18 protein-coding genes and 1 riboswitch are annotated in these 18,144 nt (G+C 73.3%); of the genes, 3 read left to right on the forward strand and 15 right to left on the reverse strand.

The genetic code is table 11. The annotated features are described in order from the left end of the window. Nucleotides 1-108: 108 nt before the first annotated feature. Nucleotides 109-219: riboswitch (SAM riboswitch) on the forward strand. Between the two features lie 243 nt (nucleotides 220-462). Genes TPA0908_RS25285 through TPA0908_RS25295 form a run of 3 tightly spaced genes read left to right on the forward strand, consistent with a single transcriptional unit; the run spans nucleotide 463 to nucleotide 2,876 of the window. After that, entirely contained in the window at nucleotides 463-1,326 is an 864-nt protein-coding gene (locus TPA0908_RS25285) for an ABC transporter substrate-binding protein (RefSeq protein ID WP_281941950.1), read from the forward strand. A gap of 30 nt (nucleotides 1,327-1,356) precedes the next feature. Further along, nucleotides 1,357-2,136, forward strand: a complete 780-nt coding sequence (locus tag TPA0908_RS25290) for an amino acid ABC transporter permease (protein WP_281941953.1) — start codon at nucleotides 1,357-1,359, stop codon at nucleotides 2,134-2,136. After that, nucleotides 2,133-2,876: an amino acid ABC transporter ATP-binding protein gene (locus TPA0908_RS25295; RefSeq protein WP_281941955.1), complete on the forward strand. Its 744-nt coding sequence runs from the start codon at nucleotides 2,133-2,135 to the stop codon at nucleotides 2,874-2,876. The genes TPA0908_RS25290 and TPA0908_RS25295 overlap by 4 nt, the downstream gene beginning before the upstream one ends. Here TPA0908_RS25295 and TPA0908_RS25300 read toward each other — a convergent pair whose 3' ends face one another. The 15 genes from TPA0908_RS25300 to TPA0908_RS25370 form a co-directional block, all read right to left on the reverse strand. Then, entirely contained in the window at nucleotides 2,877-3,797 is a 921-nt protein-coding gene (locus tag TPA0908_RS25300) for a carbohydrate ABC transporter permease (protein ID WP_281941957.1), read from the reverse strand. Next, on the reverse strand, nucleotides 3,794-4,813 hold the full coding sequence (locus TPA0908_RS25305) for an ABC transporter permease (RefSeq protein WP_281941959.1): 1,020 nt from the start codon (nucleotides 4,811-4,813) through the stop codon (nucleotides 3,794-3,796). The genes TPA0908_RS25300 and TPA0908_RS25305 overlap by 4 nt, the downstream gene beginning before the upstream one ends. After that, the gene (locus TPA0908_RS25310; RefSeq protein ID WP_281941961.1) at nucleotides 4,810-6,489 is read right to left on the reverse strand and encodes an extracellular solute-binding protein; all 1,680 of its coding nucleotides are present in this window, start codon (nucleotides 6,487-6,489) and stop codon (nucleotides 4,810-4,812) included. Before TPA0908_RS25310 ends, TPA0908_RS25305 begins: the two co-directional genes overlap by 4 nt. Nucleotides 6,490-6,582: 93 nt before the next feature. Next, complete coding sequence (locus TPA0908_RS25315) at nucleotides 6,583-7,272, reverse strand: RibD family protein (RefSeq protein ID WP_281941963.1); 690 nt, start codon at nucleotides 7,270-7,272, stop codon at nucleotides 6,583-6,585. After that, nucleotides 7,269-7,898: a GTP cyclohydrolase II gene (locus tag TPA0908_RS25320; RefSeq protein ID WP_281941965.1), complete on the reverse strand. Its 630-nt coding sequence runs from the start codon at nucleotides 7,896-7,898 to the stop codon at nucleotides 7,269-7,271. The genes TPA0908_RS25315 and TPA0908_RS25320 overlap by 4 nt, the downstream gene beginning before the upstream one ends. Before the next feature lie 66 nt (nucleotides 7,899-7,964). Then, entirely contained in the window at nucleotides 7,965-8,885 is a 921-nt protein-coding gene (locus TPA0908_RS25325) for a lysylphosphatidylglycerol synthase domain-containing protein (RefSeq protein WP_281942697.1), read from the reverse strand. Between the two features lie 111 nt (nucleotides 8,886-8,996). Next, complete coding sequence (locus TPA0908_RS25330) at nucleotides 8,997-9,806, reverse strand: class I SAM-dependent methyltransferase (protein WP_281941967.1); 810 nt, start codon at nucleotides 9,804-9,806, stop codon at nucleotides 8,997-8,999. Next, nucleotides 9,803-10,840, reverse strand: coding sequence for a glycosyltransferase family 4 protein (locus tag TPA0908_RS25335; RefSeq protein ID WP_281941970.1), 1,038 nt, complete (start codon nucleotides 10,838-10,840; stop codon nucleotides 9,803-9,805). The genes TPA0908_RS25330 and TPA0908_RS25335 overlap by 4 nt, the downstream gene beginning before the upstream one ends. 4 nt (nucleotides 10,841-10,844) lie before the next feature. After that, a complete protein-coding gene (locus TPA0908_RS25340) occupies nucleotides 10,845-11,243 on the reverse strand; it encodes a 6-pyruvoyl trahydropterin synthase family protein (RefSeq protein WP_281941971.1) in 399 nt (132 codons plus the stop codon). A 2-nt stretch (nucleotides 11,244-11,245) separates the two neighbouring features. Continuing rightward, nucleotides 11,246-12,223 carry a zinc-dependent alcohol dehydrogenase gene (locus tag TPA0908_RS25345; RefSeq protein WP_281941973.1) on the reverse strand — a complete coding sequence of 326 codons (978 nt, stop codon included), beginning with the start codon at nucleotides 12,221-12,223 and terminating at the stop codon, nucleotides 11,246-11,248. 94 nt (nucleotides 12,224-12,317) lie between these two features. Then, nucleotides 12,318-12,587 (reverse strand): hypothetical protein, encoded by a 270-nt coding sequence (locus tag TPA0908_RS25350; RefSeq protein ID WP_281941975.1) that lies wholly within the window; start codon nucleotides 12,585-12,587, stop codon nucleotides 12,318-12,320. A gap of 96 nt (nucleotides 12,588-12,683) precedes the next feature. After that, nucleotides 12,684-14,786, reverse strand: coding sequence for a heavy metal translocating P-type ATPase (locus TPA0908_RS25355; RefSeq protein ID WP_281941977.1), 2,103 nt, complete (start codon nucleotides 14,784-14,786; stop codon nucleotides 12,684-12,686). Beyond that, complete coding sequence (locus TPA0908_RS25360) at nucleotides 14,786-15,157, reverse strand: DUF1622 domain-containing protein (protein ID WP_281941979.1); 372 nt, start codon at nucleotides 15,155-15,157, stop codon at nucleotides 14,786-14,788. Before TPA0908_RS25360 ends, TPA0908_RS25355 begins: the two co-directional genes overlap by 1 nt. A 133-nt stretch (nucleotides 15,158-15,290) precedes the next feature. Then, nucleotides 15,291-16,676, reverse strand: a complete 1,386-nt coding sequence (locus TPA0908_RS25365) for a cellulose binding domain-containing protein (protein ID WP_281941981.1) — start codon at nucleotides 16,674-16,676, stop codon at nucleotides 15,291-15,293. Between the two features lie 20 nt (nucleotides 16,677-16,696). After that, nucleotides 16,697-18,097, reverse strand: a complete 1,401-nt coding sequence (locus TPA0908_RS25370; protein WP_281941983.1) for a pectinesterase family protein — start codon at nucleotides 18,095-18,097, stop codon at nucleotides 16,697-16,699. Nucleotides 18,098-18,144 lie beyond the last annotated feature (47 nt).

Below are 18,144 nucleotides of genomic sequence, written 5' to 3' on the forward strand. Positions count from 1 at the left end.
TTGCTATGCACTTTGTTGCATAGCAAGACCCCGCCCGGTAAGGCACGGCCGTGAGGGTGGTCATAACGGCTGGACGACCGGCGCACCGGTGCTGCTAGCCTTTCGGCAGGTCATGAGCGCCAGCGTCAAGCCCCGGCTCGCTGGCCGGCAACCCTCCGCCACGGTGGGGTGCTCCGGGTGAGGACCAGGCGTCGGCCGCAGCCGGCGCAAGCGTGGCCTGGCACCCAGGTCAGCACCAACCGGCCAGGGAGACCCGATGTTCGCACCGCCCCTCGTTCCGACCCGCCTCATGCTGGTCACGCGTCGCCACGTCGACCTGATGCGGGTGTGCAGCGACCGCTGTCGCGACGCGCGCTGAGCGACCGCTCCACCCTTTCCCGATCCACCCTTCCGGCTTCGCCGTGCCCGGCGGCGCCGGCACCGGCACGCGTCCCGCGTGTCCGTCCACTCTGGAGAGACATCGTGCGTATCCGTACCGCCCTGACCCGCGTGGCCGCGCTCGGCGCCGCCGCCGTGCTCGCCGCCACCGCGCTGACCGCCTGCGGCGGGTCGGCCGACGACGCGGCCGACAACCCGTACGGCCTGCTGCAACCCGGTGTGATCCGGGCCGGCACGCTCACCGACGCCCCGCCGAACGTCTTCCTCAAGGACGGCGAGTTCACCGGCTTCGACAACGACCTGCTGCGGGCCGTCGCCGGGAAGGTCGGTCTGCGGGTGGAGTTCGTCGGCACCGACTTCTCCGCGCTGCTCGCCCAGGTCAACAAACGCAAGTTCGACGTGGGCAGCTCCTCGATCACGGTCACCGAGGCGCGGAAGAAGACCGTCGACTTCGGCAACGGCTACGACTTCGGCTACTTCGGCCTGGACGTGCCGGCCGGCTCCGCGATCACCGGCTTCGACCAGCTCGCCGGCAAGCGCGTGGTGGTGGTCCAGGGCACCGTGCAGGACGACTTCGCCACGAGGGAGAAGCTGAACCCGGTGCGGGTGCCCGACTACAACGGCGCGGTCAACCAGCTCAAGGCCGGCACCGCCGACGCCTGGATCGCCCCGGCCGAGATCGGCGACAAGTCCGCGGCCGACAGCACCGGCAAGATCAAGGTCGCGGCGAAGCAGCTCAGCCCCGCGCCGACGGCGTACGCGGTGGCGAAGGGCAACGACAGGCTGCGCGAGGCGCTGGACAAGGGCCTCGACCAGGTGATCGCCGACGGCACCTGGAGCCGCCTCCAGGCGCGGTACTACCCGGGCCGGCCGATCCCGGCCGACTTCACCCCCGGCAGCGGATCGGTCGCCGTGCCGTCGCCGTCGGCGGCCTCTGCGAACCGGTAACCGGGCACGAGCGGGACGGACGGAGCGGACATGGATCCACTGAGCACCCTCTGGGAGACGTTCTTCGACTGGGGGTCGATGCGCGAGGCGCTGCCCGAGATGCTGACCGTCGGGCTGCCGAACACGCTGATCCTGGCCGCCTCCGCCGCCCTGCTCGGCTCGGTGCTGGGCATGCTGCTGGCGGTCGCCGGCATCTCGCGTACCCGCTGGTTGCGGTGGCCGGCCCGGGTCTACACCGACGTGTTCCGCGGCCTGCCGGCCGCGGCCACCATCCTGCTCATCGGCGTCGGCCTGGCGCCGCTGGGCATGGAGGTCTGGGGCCCGAACCCCTACCCGCTGGGCGTGCTGGCGCTGTCGCTCATCGCCGCCGCCTACCTCGGCGAGATCTTCCGGGCCGGCATCCTGAGCGTGGAGGCCGCCCAGTTGGAGGGCGCCCGGGCGCTCGGCTTCTCCTGGGCCGAGTCGATGCGACTGGTGATCATCCCGCAGGGCGTACGCCGGGTGCTGCCCGCCTGGGTCAACCAGCTCATCGCGTTGATCAAGGACTCCAGCCTGGTCTACTTCCTCGGCCTGCTGGCCAGCCAGCGGGAGCTGTTCCGGATCGGCCAGGACTACGCGGCGAACACCGGCAACCAGTCCGCGCTGCTGCTGGCCGGCCTCTGCTACCTGCTGCTGACCGTGCCGCTGACGCACGCGGTCAACTGGCTGGACCGGCGGCTGCGCCAGGGCCGCCCGGCCACCCCGCCGTCCGAGCCCGACACCGACCTGACGCCGGCCGGCGTCACCCCGACCGGAAGGGACCCGCGATGAGCACCAGCACCGTCACCTCGGTCAGCCTCGCCGTCCGCGACGTGCACCTGGCGTTCGGCGCGCACCGGGTGCTGCGCGGCGCGGACCTGGACGTGGCCCGGGGCGGCACCGCCTGCGTGATCGGACCGTCCGGCTCCGGAAAGTCCACGCTGCTGCGCACGATCAACCGGCTGATCGAGCCGGACCGGGGCGACGTGCTGTTGGACGGGCGCAGCGTGCTGCGCGACGACCCGGACGCGCTGCGGCAACGCGTCGGCATGGTGTTCCAGCAGTTCAACCTCTTCCCGCACCTGAGCGTGCTGCGCAACGTCACGCTCGCGCTGCGGAAGCTGAAGAAGCTCGACCGGGACGAGGCGGAGGCGGTGGCCCGCGCCCAACTCGACCTGGTCGGGCTCGCCGCGAAGGCCGACGCCCGGCCGGCGCAGCTCTCCGGCGGCCAGCAGCAACGCGTCGCCATCGCCCGCGCGCTCGCGCTGCGCCCGCAGGTGATGCTCTTCGACGAGGCCACCTCGGCGCTGGACCCGGAGCTGGTCAAGGGCGTGCTCGCGGTGATGGCCGACCTCGCCGCCGCCGGCATGACCATGGTGGTGGTCACGCACGAGATGGGCTTCGCCCGCACCGTCGCCGACACGGTCGCGTTCATGGACGCCGGCAGGGTGCTGGAGGCCGGGCCGCCGGCCGCCGTGTTCGAGGCCCCCGAACACCCCCGGTTGCGGCGGTTCCTGTCCCAGGTGCTCTGATCAGCCCTTGACGGCGCCGATCAGCACCCCCTTGATGAAGTGCCGCTGGATGAACGGGTAGACCGCGACGATCGGCGCGACGGTCAGCACCACCACCGCCATCTTGATCGCCTCGGTCGGCGGCATGGTCACCCCGCTGGCCGCGCCGGAGGTGTGCGGCGCCTGCCCGGCCAGCAGGTAGCTCTGCAACACCCGCTGGATCGGGTACATGTCGTTGCGGTCGATGAACAGCAGCGCGTCGAACCACACGTTCCAGTAGCTGACCGCGTAGAAGAGACCGACCACGGCGATCACCGCGCGGGACAACGGCAGCACGATGCGGCCCAGCGTCCGGAAGTCGCTGGCGCCGTCGATGCGCGCGCTGTCCAGCAGCTCCTGCGGGATGCCCTGGAAGAAGCCGCGCACCACCACCAGGTTGAACACGCTGATCGCGGACGGCAGCACCAGCGCCCAGATGGTGTCCTTGAGCCCGAGCCCGGTGACCACCAGGTAGCGGGGCACGAGCGGCGGGTAGACCAGGAACGGGATCAGGAAGTACGCCAGCAGCCAGCGGTGCCCCACCGTGCCCGGCCGGGACAACCCGTACGCGGCCAGCACGGTGACGGTCAGCGCGATCGCGGTGCCGCAGACGGTGACCAGCGTGCTGATCCACAGCGCCCGGGTGACCGCGCCGCCGGCGAAGATGGTGGCGTACGCCGAGGTGTCGATGCCCTTCGGCACCACCACCAGGCCGCCCGCGTCGGCGATCGTCCGGCGCGACGAGAGGCTGGTCACCAGGACCACCCAGAGCGGGAAGAGGACGCCGAGCACCAGCAGGGTGAGCAGGGTGGCCTTGAGCGCCTGGCCGACGCGGGTGGGGGGTTCCTCCCACACCGGGCGGTGGGGCCGCGCGCGCGGCGGCCGTCGGATGATCACGGTCATGACTTCGAGTAGATCCCTCGTTCGCCGAGCAGGTGCGCCACCCGGTTCGCGGCCAGGATCAGCACCAGGCCGACGACGGCCTTGAACAGGCCGGCCGCCGCGCCGTAGCCGTAGTTTCCGGTGGCGATGGAGAAGTGGTAGACGAAGGTGTCGAGCACCTCGGCGGCCTGCCGGCCGACCGCGTCGCGTTGCAGCAGGAACTGTTCGAAGCCGACCGAGAGCGCGTCACCGAGGCGCAGGATCAGCAGCAGCACGATCACCGGACGCAGCCCGGGCAGCGTGATGTGCCAGAGCCGCCGCCACCGGCCGGCGCCGTCCGCCGCGGCGGCCTCGTAGAGGCTCTGGTCGATGGTGGACAGCGCGGCGAGGAACACGATGGTGCCCCAGCCCACGTCCTTCCAGACCGCCTCGGCGGTGACCAGGACGATGAACGTGTCCGGGTTGGTCATCACGTTCCACGGCTGCATGCCGGCGTCGCGCATGGTCTGGGCCAGCAGCCCCGCGCCACCGAGCATGGCGACGAAGAAACTGATCACCAACACCCAGCTGAAGAAGTGCGGCAGGTAGACGATGGTCTGGACGAGGCCGCGCAGCCGGCTGGAGAGCAGGTTGTGCAGCATCACCGCGAGCAGGATCGGCAGCGGGAAGAAGAACACGAGCTGGAACGCGGTGATGGCGAGCGTGTTGCGGAACGCGTCCCAGAACGCCGGGTCGTCGAAGAGGAGCTGGAACTGGCCGAAGCCGATCCAGTTGCTGTGCGTGAACGCCTGCCACGGATTGTCGCCCAGGTACGGGTTGTAGTCCTGGAACGCGATGACGTTGCCGGCGATCGGCAGGTAGCTGAAGATCAGCAGCACCAGGAAGCCGGGCGCCACCATGGCCAGCAACTGCCAGTCGCGGCGCAGCCGGCTGCGCAGCGGCACCCGGCGACGGCGGGGCGGCCGGCGGCGGGCCGGTGGGGCCGGCTCGTCGGGTCGGGCCCGCCCGGGCCCGACCGCGACGGCCGGCTCGCTCACTTGGCCGCCTTGGGCAGCGAGTCGGCGAGCAGCTTGCGGGCTTCCTCCCCGCCGTTGGCCTTCCACTCCGCGACGATGGCGTCCGCGTCGCTCAGTGGACGCCGGCCGCGCAGGACGTCGGTGAACTTGTCCTCGGTCGGCACCTGGTTGGCCTTGTAGGCGGCCGGCATCTCCAGCTTGACCCCGGCCCAGGGGTTCTTCTCCAGGAACTTGACCATCTGGTTGGAGTAGTTCAGCACGTCCGGCACGTAGCGGGGGGTGTCCGGGTACGGCCCGATGGTGGGGTTGCGACCGCTGATGAAGAAGTACTGGTTGGCGATCTCCTTGAACGCCAGGTCGGTCTTGACCGGCCCGTTCGGCGACTTCGTGTGGTGCTTGCCCTCGACGCCGAAGTCCCGGAGTTGGGCCTCCTGGCTGCCCAGCGGCGCGGAGCACCAGTTGATGACGCGCAGCAGTTCCTGGACCCGGTCCTTGCCGAGGCCCTTCCTGACGAAGGTGAAGGAGATCGGCTTGTCCTCGCCCCAGACCAGCGGGTCGCCGCCGGTGGCGGAGAAGACCGGCACCGGCTGGATGTTCAACGTCGGGTTGGTCTTCTGGTGCTCGGCCTGGGCGCCCTGCCAGAAGCCGATGCCGTCCTGCTTGAACACGATCGCGCCGTTCTTGGCGAACAGCTGCTTCGCGTCCGCGCCCCGGCTGGCCACGATGTCCGGGTGGACCAGGCCGTCCTTGTAGATCTTGGCCATCACCTCGAGCGCCTGGCGGAACTCCGGCGTCTCGTACTTGAACTCCGGCGTCCCGTCGGAGCGCAGCCGCCACCCCTGGTTGGCGCCGGGCACCCGGTGGAACATCTGGATCATGGCGAAGACGTCGTCGAACGCCCACACCTTGCGAGCCGGGTCGGTGACCTGCCTGGCCGCGGTCAGCAGCTCGTCGAGGTTGGTCGGCACCCCCAGGCCGCGCGCGTCGAGCAGGTCCTTGCGGGCGAACAGCGCCCAGGGGAACGGCCCGTCGGTGGGATTGGGCACGGACATCAGCCGCTCGTTCCACACCGCCTGGCGCCAGGCCCCGGTCGGGAAGCTGGCCAGCATCGGGTACGCGTTCGCGGCGTCGCCCCGGAGGTGGTCGGTGAGGTCCTCGAAGAGCGCCTTGATCGCCTCGGCGAAGCGCGGGATCTTCTCCACCTCCCAGCCCGGCACACAGAGCAGCTCCGGCACGTCGCGGGCGCTGAGCATGGCGTTGAGCTTGTCGGCGTACGTGTTGCCGTCCTGGATGGTGAAGTTGACAGGCGTGCCCAGCTCGGCGTTGACGGCCTGGAGGTAGGCGCTCTGCGCGATGCCGGGCGGCGCCGCGCCCCAGGCGGGCGTCATCGCGGTGATCTGCTTGCCGCTGGTGCCGGGCTTGTCGGTGATGGCGTCGACAAGGGTCGCCGGGTAGCTGGTGTAGCCGTCGGGCACCGGGCGGGTGCCGACGATGTCGGGCTTGACGGCGCCGGGCAGGTCCTTTCGCGTGGGCAGCAGGCCGGAGACGGCGTCGAGCTGCTGGGCGGCGCCGGAGCCGGCGGGCTTCTCGGAGCATCCGGCGAGCAGCGGGCCGCCGGCGGTGGCGGCCACGCCGAGGCCGACCAGGCCGAGGAAACGGCGACGGGTGGCGCCCGGATCGGGGTGGTGCACGCTCATCGATACCCCTTCGGGAGGGATGCATTCGTATGGATGAGCAACAAACTAATCTCGACCGTGAGCTTGCACAAGAGCGAACCGGAGCGGCGTTGGTCAGGCCCGGCAGCGGTCGGAGAGCGCGTAGCGCGTCAACACCACGTCGCCGATCTGGCGCACCTCGACCACCCGGGCCCGGCGACCCGGGTGCCACGGGAAGCGGCCCTCCCCGACGAACCGGGGGGCCCGGCCGTCCCCCACGAAGAACGGCGCGACCACCAGGTGCAGCTCGTCGGCGAGCCCGGCGGTGAGGAACTGGCAGTGCATGGTGCCGCCGCCCTCCACCATCAACCGGCCGACCCCGCGCCCGGCCAGGTCGGCGACGACCGCCTCCGGGGTGACCGGCTCGCCGGCGTCCACCACGGTGGCCACCGCGCCGACCTGCTCCCGGGCCTTGTCGACCACCCCGCTCGGGCAGTAGACCAGCTTGACGCCGTCGCCGACGGTGAAGAAGCGGGCCACCGGGTCGAGGTCGCCGCTGCCGGTGACCGTCACCTTCACCGGGGACGGGGGCAGGCCCCGGGCCACCCGGTCGGCACGCCGCCGATCGCTGCGTACCAGCAAGCGGGGGTCGTCGCGGCGGACCGTGGCCGCGCCCACCATGATCGCGTCGCACCCTGCCCGCGTCGCGTCGACCCGGTCCAGGTCGTCGTCGTTGGAGAGCAGCAGCCGCTCGGTGGTCGCGTCGTCGATGTAACCGTCGATCGACATCGCGCAGCTCAGCAGCACGTACGGGCGGGTGGTCACGGCACGAACGGCAGGTCGAGGGCGTGGTCGGCGCGGGTGACCTTGGCCGCCAGGTAGTCGGCGTTCGCCGGGGACAGGTGCACGCCGGTGACCACCCGGTCGGCCACCGCGACGCCCAGCCCTTCGAGTTGTGCCGCCTTGTCCGGGTTGTTGCTCAGCAGGGCCACCCGGTCCACGCCCAGCGCGGTGAGCATCTGCGCGGCCACCGTGTAGTCCCGCTCGTCGGCGCCCCGGCCGAGCGCCAGGTTCGCCTCGTACGTGTCCAGGCCGTCGTCCTGGAGGGCGTACGCGTCGAGCTTGGCGTACAGGCCGATGCCCCGCCCCTCCTGACGCAGGTAGAGCAGGTAGCCACCGGCCTCGGCGATCCGCTCGACCGCCTCGCGCAACTGCGGGCCGCAGTCGCAGCGCTGGCTGCCGAACACGTCACCGGTCAGGCACTCGCTGTGCGGGCGGACCAGCGGCGGGTCGGCGTCGGCGTACCCGCCGAGCCCGAACGCCAGGTGCTCCCGGCCGTCCACCAGGCCGTGGAACGTGTGCACCAGGGCGGTGGTGGCGTATCCGTCGGGGAACCGAAGCGGGACCGTGACCCGGGTCCGGACCGTCGCGCTGGGCAGGGATTCGTCCATGGTTCTCCTCCGTCCGGTCGCCGGGCTGACCGACGACTCACACCTCGCACCTCACCGTATGCGGGATCACCGACAGTTGCCGGTCGGGTGCAACAGCAGCACCACGGCACCGGGCAGGCTGGCCACCAGGACCAGCGCGCCGTAGACGGTGCCGGTGGCGACGCCCTGGGCCGCGGTCAGGCCGGCCGCCGCGAACGCCCAGGCGGCGACGCCCTCGCGCGGCCCGAAGCCGCCCACGTTGAGCGGCAGGGCCATGGCCAGCAGGGCGAGCAGGGTCAGCGGCAGCAGGCGGGACAGTGGCGCGTCCGCCCCGGCGGTGCGGGCGGCCACCACGAACGTGGCCAGGTGGCCGGCGAACACCACGGTCGAGGCGATCACCACGCCGGCCCAGGTCCGCCGCGCCAGCAGCCCGGCGCGGACGTCGGCCAGCGCGGTACGCGCCAGCCGGGCGAGACGGGACGCCCCGGAACGCGGCACCGCACGGGCCACCAGCACCAGCGCCACCACGGTCACCGCCCCGACAGCGGCCAACGCCGGCAGGTACCGGCGGACCGGGGACGGGAACGCGGCCAGCACCGCCACCGCGATGACCACCTGCACCACCTGGCCGGCGGCACGCTCCCAGACCACCGCGCGGACCCCCCGGGCCACGTCCCCGGCGTCCCGGCCGTGCCGGACCGCCCGGTGCACGTCGCCGAGCACACCGCCGGGCAGCGTGGAGTTGAGGAAGATCGCCCGGTAGCAGTGCGCCACCGCGGCGCGCATCGGCAGCCGTACGCCCAGCCCGCCGGCCACCAGCGACCAGCGCCAGGCGCCGCTCACGGTGGTGACCACGCCGATGCCGAGCGCGGCGGCCAGCGCCGGCGCGTCGATCAGCCGCAGCCCGGCCAGGAACGGACCGGTGCCGACGAAGGCGACCAGCGCGGCGAGCACGGCCAGCCCGGCGGCCGGCCGCAACCAGGCCCGGCGGGTCCAGGCCCAGCGCACCCGGGCCGGACGCGGCCGGACCGGTACGGGCACGGGCGCGGCGACGGCGACATGTGACAAACGGTCCTCCCTCGTTCCCACCGGATGTCACGTGTCGGCGGGCCGTACGGTTCAGCCGGCGAGCAGGTCGGCGTGGTGCAGCACCACCTCGACCCGGCCGGCGGCGGCCTCGGCGAGCCGCCACTCGGTATACGTCCGCGCGGGGCCGTTCAGATGCGGTCGCTCCTCGACGGCCGCGTCCACCCAGCCGGTCAGCCACTCGGCGGTCAGCGCGGCCTGCTCCGGCCCGAGCCGCCACGGGGTGGACCGCACCGCCACCTCGACGCCGTGCCGACCGAACGCGGCCACCGTGGCGGCCACCGCGTCCGGCCCGAGCAGGGCCCGCCCGTCGACGGTCCGCCGCTGGTGGGCGTTGAACGCGTCGGCCAGCTCGGCGTCGAGCGGATCCGCCGGGGTGAACTCCGCACGGCCGGACACGGTGAGCGCGAACAGCGTCGGGTGACCGGCGCAGGCGGCCACCATCCGGTCGACCTCCTCGGCGGTGAGCATGTCCAGCAGCGCCGACGCGGTGACCAGGTGGGCGTCGGCCAGGTCGGCGCGGGTCAGCCGGGTGATGTCCGAGCCGCGGGTGGTCACCGTGACCGCCGCGCCGTCGGCGGCGGTGAGCCCGCCGCCGGTGGCCAGCGCCAGCAGGTGCGGGTCACGTTCGTGCAGCACCCAGCGCTGCGGGCCGGGCAGCCGGGGGGCGAGCCAGCGGGCCATCGACCCGGTGCCGCTGCCCAGGTCGTGCACCACCAGCGGGCGTCCGGCGGGCAGCCGGTCGCGGACCGCGTCGGCCAGCTCGACCGAGCGGGCGGCCGCGTCGGCGGGCTCGCGCAGTCGCAGCCAGTCCGCGAAGTCGGGCGGGAGTGAGGTGGTCATGCCGCGGTCGCCTCCTTGAGCGCCGTCGCCAGCCGGTCCACGGTGACCGGCCAGCCGGTGAGGGTGTGCCGCCGCTGCCGGGCGGCGCGGCGCAGCCGGTCCCGCAGGGCGGGGTCGGTGAGCCAGCGGCGCAACGCGTCGGCGGTCGGAACCGGGTCGTCCGGTGGCACCAGCAGGCCGGGCCGGTCGCCGCCGGGGGCGTGCCCGAGCGTGGCCGGCAGGCCGCCGGTGTCGCTGGCCAGCACCGGTACGCCCCGGGCCAACGCCTCGGTCACCACCATGCCGTACGTCTCCCGCCGGGAGGGCTGGACCAGCAGATCGGCGGCGGCGTACGCGGCGGCCAGCTCCGGTGCGGCGCGCGGGCCGGTCAGCCGGACCCGGTCGGCCAGCCCGGCCCCGGTGAGCCACCGGCGCAGCCGGGTCACGAACGCCGGGTCCCGGTCGAGCGGGCCGATCCAGTCGCAGGTCCAGTCCAGGTCGGCGACCCCGGCGAGCGCGCAGGCCAGCACGTCGTGGCCCTTGACCGGGGTGACCGCCGCGACGCAGAGCAGGCGCCCGCCGGCGGGCGTGCCGGGGGCGACCGGCGCCGGCTCGACGCCGGGCGGCGCGACCGTCACCCGAGCGGGGTCGAGGGGGTAGCGGTCGAGCAGCCGCCGGCGGGTCCACTCGCTGGTGGCGACCACCCCGGTCGCCGCGCCGAGGGCCCGCCGTTCGGCCTCGTCCTCGATCGGCAGGTGCACCAGCACCACCAGGCGCAGTCGCGCGGCGTGCGGGGCGAGCACGTCCGGCACGGTCGAGGCGACCAGGCCGTCGAGCAGCACGGTCGCGCCGCCGGGCAGCCCGGCGAGCAGCCCGGCCAGCGCGGATCGTTCCCGGTCCCCCGGGTGCGGCCAGCGGCCCGGCACCTGGTGCTCGCGCACGGTCCAGCCGAGCGCCGCCAGCCCACGGCAGACATGCCGGTCATAGGCGTTGCCGCCGCTGGGGTTCGCCGGGTCGTCGATGTCGCCCGGCAGCACCACGTGGACGGCGGTCATCCGGTCACAGCGGCCGTTCGTAGCTCGCCCAGGCGACGTGCGACTCGTGCAGCGTGACGGTGATCCCGGCCAGACCCCGCGCCCCCTCCCCCAGCCGGCCGGCGTGCACCGCGTCGGCGAGCCGGTCGGCGACGGTGCGGGCCAGCACCTCGGTGGTGGTGTTCACCCCGGCGAAGGCCGGCTCGTCGTCCAGGTTGCGGTAGGTCAGCTCGCCGAGCACGGCCTTGAGCTGCTCGGTGGACAGACCGATGTCGACCACGATCCCGTCGGCGTCCAGCTCCGCCCGGCGGAACGTGGCGTCGACGACGAAGGTGGCGCCGTGCAGCCGCTGGGCCGGGCCGAACACCTCGCCGCGGAAGCTGTGGGCGACCATCATGTGGTCCCGGACGGTCACGCTGAACACGTTCACTCCTCGCCGTAGGTGATGAGATGACAGAGCGCCGGGAGCCGGCCCGAGGCGAGCCGGTCCAGCACGTCGGGCAGGTCGGTGAAGCGGGACCGGCCGGTGAGCAGCGCGTCGAAGGCCGGGTCGGTCAGCAGGTCCAGGGCGACGGCGAGCCGGTCGGCGTAGCTGCGGTCGGCCCGCCGGGGCGAGACGGTGCCGACCTGGCTGCTGCGGATCGCGAGCCGCCGGGAGTGGAACGCGCCGCCCAGGGCGAGGGTGACCGGGCGGTCGCCGTACCAGCTCAGCTCCAGCACGGTGCCCTCCGGGCGGAGCAGCTCCAGGCCGCGTTGCAGCCCGTCGGCGCTGGCGCTGGCGTGCACCACCAGGTCGCGCCCCCCGGTCGCGTCGGCGGGCAGGGCGAAGTCGACCCCGAGCGCCTCGGCGACCCCGGCCTTGCCCGGGTCGGCGTCGACCAGCTCGACCCGGACGCCCGGGAAGCGGGCCAGCAGCGCGGTCACGCTGCACCCGACCATGCCACCGCCGATCACGGTGACCCGGTCCCCGACCAGCGGCGCGGCGTCCCAGAGCGCGTTCACCGCGGTCTCCACGGTGCCGGCCAGCACCGCCCGGGCCGCCGGCACGCCGTCCGGCACGACCACCACCGATCCGGCCGGGACCACGTACGCGCTCTGGTGCGGGTACAGGCAGAACACGGTGCGCCCGCGCAGCTCCGCCGGGCCGGCCTCGACCGTGCCGACGTTGAGGTAGCCGTACTTGACCGGCGCCGGGAAGTCGCCGGACTGGAACGGCGCGCGCATGGCGGCGTGCTGGTCGGCGGGGACCCGGCCGGTGAAGACCAGCGTCTCGGTGCCCCGGCTGACGCCGGTGAACCGGGTGCGGACCAGCACCTCACCGTCGCCGGGCGGGTCGAGGCGGACCGGCCGGATCTCGCCCTCGCCAGGTGTGCGGAGCCAGAACGCGTGGGCGTCGACGGTCACGAATCCTCCTCGTTCTCCGCATTCCGGCCGGGTTGTCGATCATAGACACGGAAGCGGGACGACCCGGGTTCGAACCGCCCGGCCCACCGGCCGTTCAGGCGGCCCGCCGCCGCTCCCCGGCCGGCCGGGTGTCCGACTCGGCGCGGCGGCCGGCGTCCCCGGCCAGGCGCATCGCCCGGCGGGCGGCGTTCAGCGGCTCGCAGGGTGCCGGCGCACCGGCGCAGAGCAGGCTGGCGCACCGGCCGTCGGCGTCCGACCGGTGCGCGGCGGCCACGTCGTACGCGCTGCGCCACAGCAACGGGTCGGTGACGCCGCGTGGCAGGACGGCGTCCTGACTGGACCTGGTCCGGATCGTGTCGGGCACCGGTGTTCCCCTTCCCTCGTCACTCCCGGTGTCAGTGACCCGGTGAGTCGACATCAAACCTCTCACCCGTGCGCAGGTGCCGGCCAGCAATACATCTCACGTCCCGGTCGGCACGAGCCGGACCCGGCGCAGCAGTTGGGCGTTGAGCGCCACCACGATGGTGGAGGCGGACATCAGCACCGCGCCGACCGCCGGGCTGAGCGCCACACCGGCCCCGGCCAGCACGCCGGCGGCGAGTGGAATGGCGATCACGTTGTAGCCGGCCGCCCACGCCAGGTTCTGCCGCATCTTGCGGTACGACGCCCGGGACAGCCGGATGACCCCGCCGACGCCGCGCGGGTCGGAGCCGGCGAGCACCACCCCGGCGGACTCGATCGCCACGTCGGTGCCGGCGCCGATGGCCACCCCGACGTCGGCGCGGGCCAGGGCCGGGGCATCGTTGACGCCGTCGCCGACCATGGCCACGGTCAGCCCGCGCGCCTGCAGGTCGGCGACCGCCTTGTCCTTGTCGGCCGGCAGCACCTCGGCGAAGACCTCGTCGACGCCGGGCCGGAAGCCGAGATCGGCGGCGACCGCCCCGGCCACCGGGCGGGCGTCGCCGGTGATCATCACGATCTTGCGTACGCCCAGCTCACGCAGCTCGGCCACGGCGGCCCGCGCCTCCGGTCGGACCCGGTCCTCAAGCGCGAACGCGGCGGTCACCTCGGGGCCGTGTCCGGCCGGCAGCCGGACCAGGTGCAGCACCGCCGCGCCCCGCCGGGACCAGTCCGCCGCGGCCCGGGCCAGGTCGTCGGGCACCGCGGCGTCCAGCTCGCGCAGCAGCGCCGGACCGCCCACCGCCCAGTCGACGCCGTCCACCGTGGCTCGCACGCCGCGACCGGCGAGCGCGCGGAAGCCGTGCGCGGCCGGGCGCCCCGGACCCGGATCGGCGGCGTCCGGACCGGGCGGGCCCGCGTCCCCGGCGGCCGGACCGGGTGGGCCCGCGTCGGCGGCGGCCGGGCGGATGGACCGCGCGTCGGCGGCGGCGACGAGCGCCCGGGCGAGCGGGTGCTCGCTGTCGGCCTCCACCGCGCCGGCGAGGCCCAGCGCGGCGTCGCGGTCCAGACCGCCGGTGGCGACCACCCCGGTGACGGTGTGCCGACCGGTGGTGAGCGTGCCGGTCTTGTCGAACAGGACGGTGTCGACGGTGCGCATCCGCTCCAGCGCCAGCCGGTCCTTCACCAGGATGCCGGCGCGCGCGGAGAGCGCGGTGGAGAGCGCCACCACCAGCGGAATGGCCAGCCCGAGGGCGTGCGGGCAGGCGATCACCAGCACGGTCACGGTCCGCACCACGGCCTGGTCGGTGTCGCCGAGCAGGAGCCAGACCACGAAGGTGACCAGGCCGGCGGTCGCCGCCAGGTAGAACAGCAGCGCGGCGAACCGGTCGGCGAGCACCTGCGCGCGCCCGCCGGAGGACTGCGCCTCGGCGACCAGCCGGCCGATGCCGGCCAGCGCGGTGTCCGCGCCAACCGCGTCGACGCGTACCCGCAGGGTGGCGTCGGTGGCCACGGTGCCGGCGACCACCCGGTCCCCGGCGGCGCGGGGCACCGGCCGGGACTCCCCCGTGATCATCGACTCGTCCAGCTCGGCCGCGCCCTCGACGATCCGGCCGTCGGCCGGCACCCGACCGCCGGGGCGGACCAGCACCAGGTCACCCACCCGCAGCTCGGCGACGGGCACCGGCTGCGGCCGGCCGGTCCCGTCCAGGCGCTCGGCGTCGTCGGGCAGCAGGGCGGCCAGCGCGCCCAGCGCGCCGCGCGCCTGCCCGACCGCCCGCATCTCCTGCCAGTGGCCGAGCAGCATGATGGTGACCAGCGCGGCCAGCTCCCACCAGAAGTCCAGGTCGAACACGCCGAGGCTGGTGGCCACCGAGGCGAGGTACGCCACCACGATCGCCATGGAGATCAGCAGCATCATGCCGGGCGCGCGGTCGCGCAGCTCGCGCAGACCGCCGGCCAGGAACGGCCAGCCGCCGTAGCCGAAGACGACCGTGCCGAGCACCGGGCCCACCCAGCGCACGCCCGGGACGGCCAGCGAGTAGCCGAACCAGTCCATCACCATGTGGCTGGTGAGGACGATCGGCACGGTCAACGCCAGGCTCAGCCAGAACCGGTGGCGGAACTGCTCCGGGTCGTGCCCGGCGTGGTGCGCGTGGCCCATCAGTCGGCACCCGCCTGCCCGGCCCGCGGGAGCTTGCCCTGCCAGGGCCAGCGGCCGTCCAGCTCCACCTCCAGCGAGAAGCTGAGGAACGTGCGGACCGCCACGATCAACGCCAGCACGCCCACGCTGGTGAAGGTGGGCGACACCGCGACCGTACGGATGATGTCGCCGCCGACCAGGAACTCCAGGCCGAGCAGGATGGCCCGGCCGACCCCCTGCCGGTACGCCCGGTAGTGCGCCACCACCTGCCGGGTGCGACCGCAGCGCGCCGCGAACACCACCGTGGCGACAGTGACGCCCACCGCGATGACCAGCACCCCGGTCAGGTCCAGCAACGCGCCGATGTGCTGGATGATCTCCTTGGTCGGCACCCGACACCTCCGTCCGCCTCAGCCTGGCGTATCCGGCGGGGGCGGCGAGCGGGTTTGCGCGACCCGGCAGCCGGTGGGGGACGTCGGCCGGGGCGGTGGGTCCGGTGGACCGCACCGCCCCGGCCGGCGGCCCTCACTGGCCGATGGCGGCCTGGGGTCCGGCGTAGGTCCGGACGAGGTTCGGGACCTGGTCGGCGGCGTCGAGCCGGTAGCTGTAGAAGCTCGACGGGGTGAAGGCCGACCCACCGGTCTCCCGCTGGCCGGTGCAGCTCACGCAGACGCTGCCGGTCTGGCGCAGCTCGGCGGTGTCGTCGCGGTAGTAGGGATCCTTGACGGTGTCGTAGTAGGTGTTCTCGATGACCATCCTGGTGGCGCCGCGGGAGTAGTTGCCGTAGCCGCGGACGTTCTGCATGTAGTTGTTGTAGAGGTGGGCGTACCGCACGTTGTCGGTGCTGGGGTTGCGCACGTTGGTGTCGTGGATCCAGTTGTGGTGGATGGTGATGCGGGCGGTGACGTTGGTGGTCCAGCCGATGCCGAACGCCTTGTTGCCCTCGGCGATGACGTTCCAGGACACGGTCAGGTTGGTGGTGTCCTTACGGCTGTCGATGAGGCCGTCGTTCATCCGCACGATCTGGTTGTGGTCGATCCAGATCCGGTCGGCGGTGTCCATCTGGATGCCGTCGTAGTCGAAGTCCTTGTCGTCCGGGTCGTCGGAGGTCATCCGGGTGTCGCGGATGGTGAGGTTGCGGATGATGACGTTGCTGGTGCCGGTGCCGAGGTTGAAGCCGCCGTTGACGATCTGGCCGTTCCTGCCGACGCCGACGATGGTCTTGTCGGACCTGACCGGGATCTCCCTGCCGTACGGGGTGATCGTGACGGCCGCGCCGACCCGGATCACGTACGGCGTGCTGGCGGCGGCGTAGCGCTCCAGGTCGGCCTGGTTGGTGACGGTGACCGTGGTGCCACCGGCCCCACCGGTGGTGCCGGCCGCCCCGGCGAACCCGTCCGGCGCGTTCGGGTACGGCCCACTCGACGGCGGTGTGGTCGACGGTGGCGCGGTGGGGGTCGGGCCGGGCACGCCGGTCGTCGGGGTGACCCCGCCGGTGCAGGCGGTGCCGTTGAGCGTGAACGCCGTCGGCGCCGGGTTGGTGGCGCCGCGCGAGCCGGTGAAGCCGAACGAGACGCTGCCGCCGGTCGGCACCGCGGCGTTGTAGCCGACATCGGTCGCGGTGACGCTCGACGTACCGGTCGGGATCGTCGCGTTCCATGCCTGGCTCACCTGCTGGCCGGCGGGGAACGTCCAGGCCAGCCGCCAGCCGGTGAGCGCGTCGCCCAGGTTGGTGACCGTCACGTCGGCGTTGAAGCCACCGCTCCACTCGCTGGACACCCGGTAGTCGACCCGGCAGCCGGCCGCCGCCTGCGCGGTGACCGCGGTGACCGCGCCGGCCACGGCGAGCGCCGCGGTGGCGCCCAGCACCAGGCCGGTACGCCAGGACCGGCGCGGCATCGGGTGCGTCATGTCCCTCCCCCGGGTGGTGCTCACAGCGGGTTCCAGCCGTCGGTGCCGGCCAGGTACTTCTGCGGCGTGTAGTTCGCCGCCTGGGCGTCGCTGAGCTGGGGGCGGTTGCTGTTGACGGTCGCGCCGGCGCCGGTGTTGCGGTATTCGGAGAAGCGGGCGTTCTGCCAGGTGGCGTCGCCCATGTTGGTCCACGGCTGGCTGATCTTGATGGTGTTGCTGAGCGTGGACTCGCGGTAGAGGACCTGCGCGCCCTGGCCCCAGGGGCGGCCGAGCGTGGTGTTGTTGGTGCCGGTGCCGGTGACGGTGGACCGGTAGATCAGGAAGCCGTAGGTCTTGGCGGGGTCGGTTCGGGCGGCGGTGATGGCGCTGCCGGTGGAGCGCTTCTCGTGGATGGTGGAGGCGTTGATGACGACGGTGCCGTCGCCGAAGATGAAGTCGGTGGTGCCCTCGATGTAGGAGTTGACCACGTAGGCGCGGGTGCGCGCGTTGACCAGGAAGGTGTCCTGGTCACCGAGGAGCCGCACGTTGCGCAGCACGGCCCGGTCGGCGTTGAGGTGCAACGCGACGGCCTGCTGGTTGACGGTCGAGGAGTTCTCGTCGAAGTCGTTGGCGACGGTCAGGTTCTCCGCGACGAAGTTGGCGCCGTCGACGAACATGCTGGCGCTGGCGAAGGTGCCGTTGCTGGCGGCCGAGTTGTTGTAGACGATCGTGGTGTTCGACGGGGACGAGCCGAGCCCCTGGAAGGTGATGTTCGGCTTGTTCGCCGGCACGCGTACCACCTGCCGGTAGGTGCCGGGCTTGATGGTGATGACCCGGCGGGTGGTGTTGTTCGCCGGCACCGCGTCCACCGCCTCCTGCACGGTGCGGTAGCTGCCGCTGCCGTCCGCGGCCACCGTCGGCGTGCCGGCCGGCGGCGGGGTGGTCGGCGGCGGGGTGGTCGGCGGCGGGGTGGTCGGCCCGGAGGTCGGCGTCGGGGTCGGGGTCGGCGTGGGGGTGGACGAGCCGGCACAGGCGACGCCGTTGAGCGTGAACGCGGTCGGGCTCGGGTTGGTGGTGCCGGTCGAGGCGCCGTTGAAGCCGACCTCGACGCTCGCGCCGGCGGCGATGGTCGCGTTCCAGTCGACGTTGGTGGCGACGACGGCCGCGCCGGACGAACCGGCGGTGAAGCCCCACGCCTGTGTGACGGTCTGCCCGGCCGGGAACGTCCAGCCGAGACGCCAGCCGGTGAGCGTGTCACCGAGGTTACGGATGGTGATGGCCGCGCTGAAGCCGCCGGACCACTGCGCGGTGACCCGGTAGTCGACCTGGCAGCCCGCGGCAGCCTGGGACGGGCCGGCGGTGGCGACGCCCACGGCGGCGATGGCGGTGGTGACGAGCACGGCGAGCACGGTGGCCGTCCGTCGTCGGAGGAGGATTCTCACGGTTCTCCCGGGGGGGTTCGGTGCGGATGCGGTGTGGTCTCCCCGAC

Source organism: Micromonospora sp. AKA38 (assembly GCF_027925725.1).
Classification (GTDB): Bacteria; Actinomycetota; Actinomycetes; order Mycobacteriales; family Micromonosporaceae; genus Micromonospora.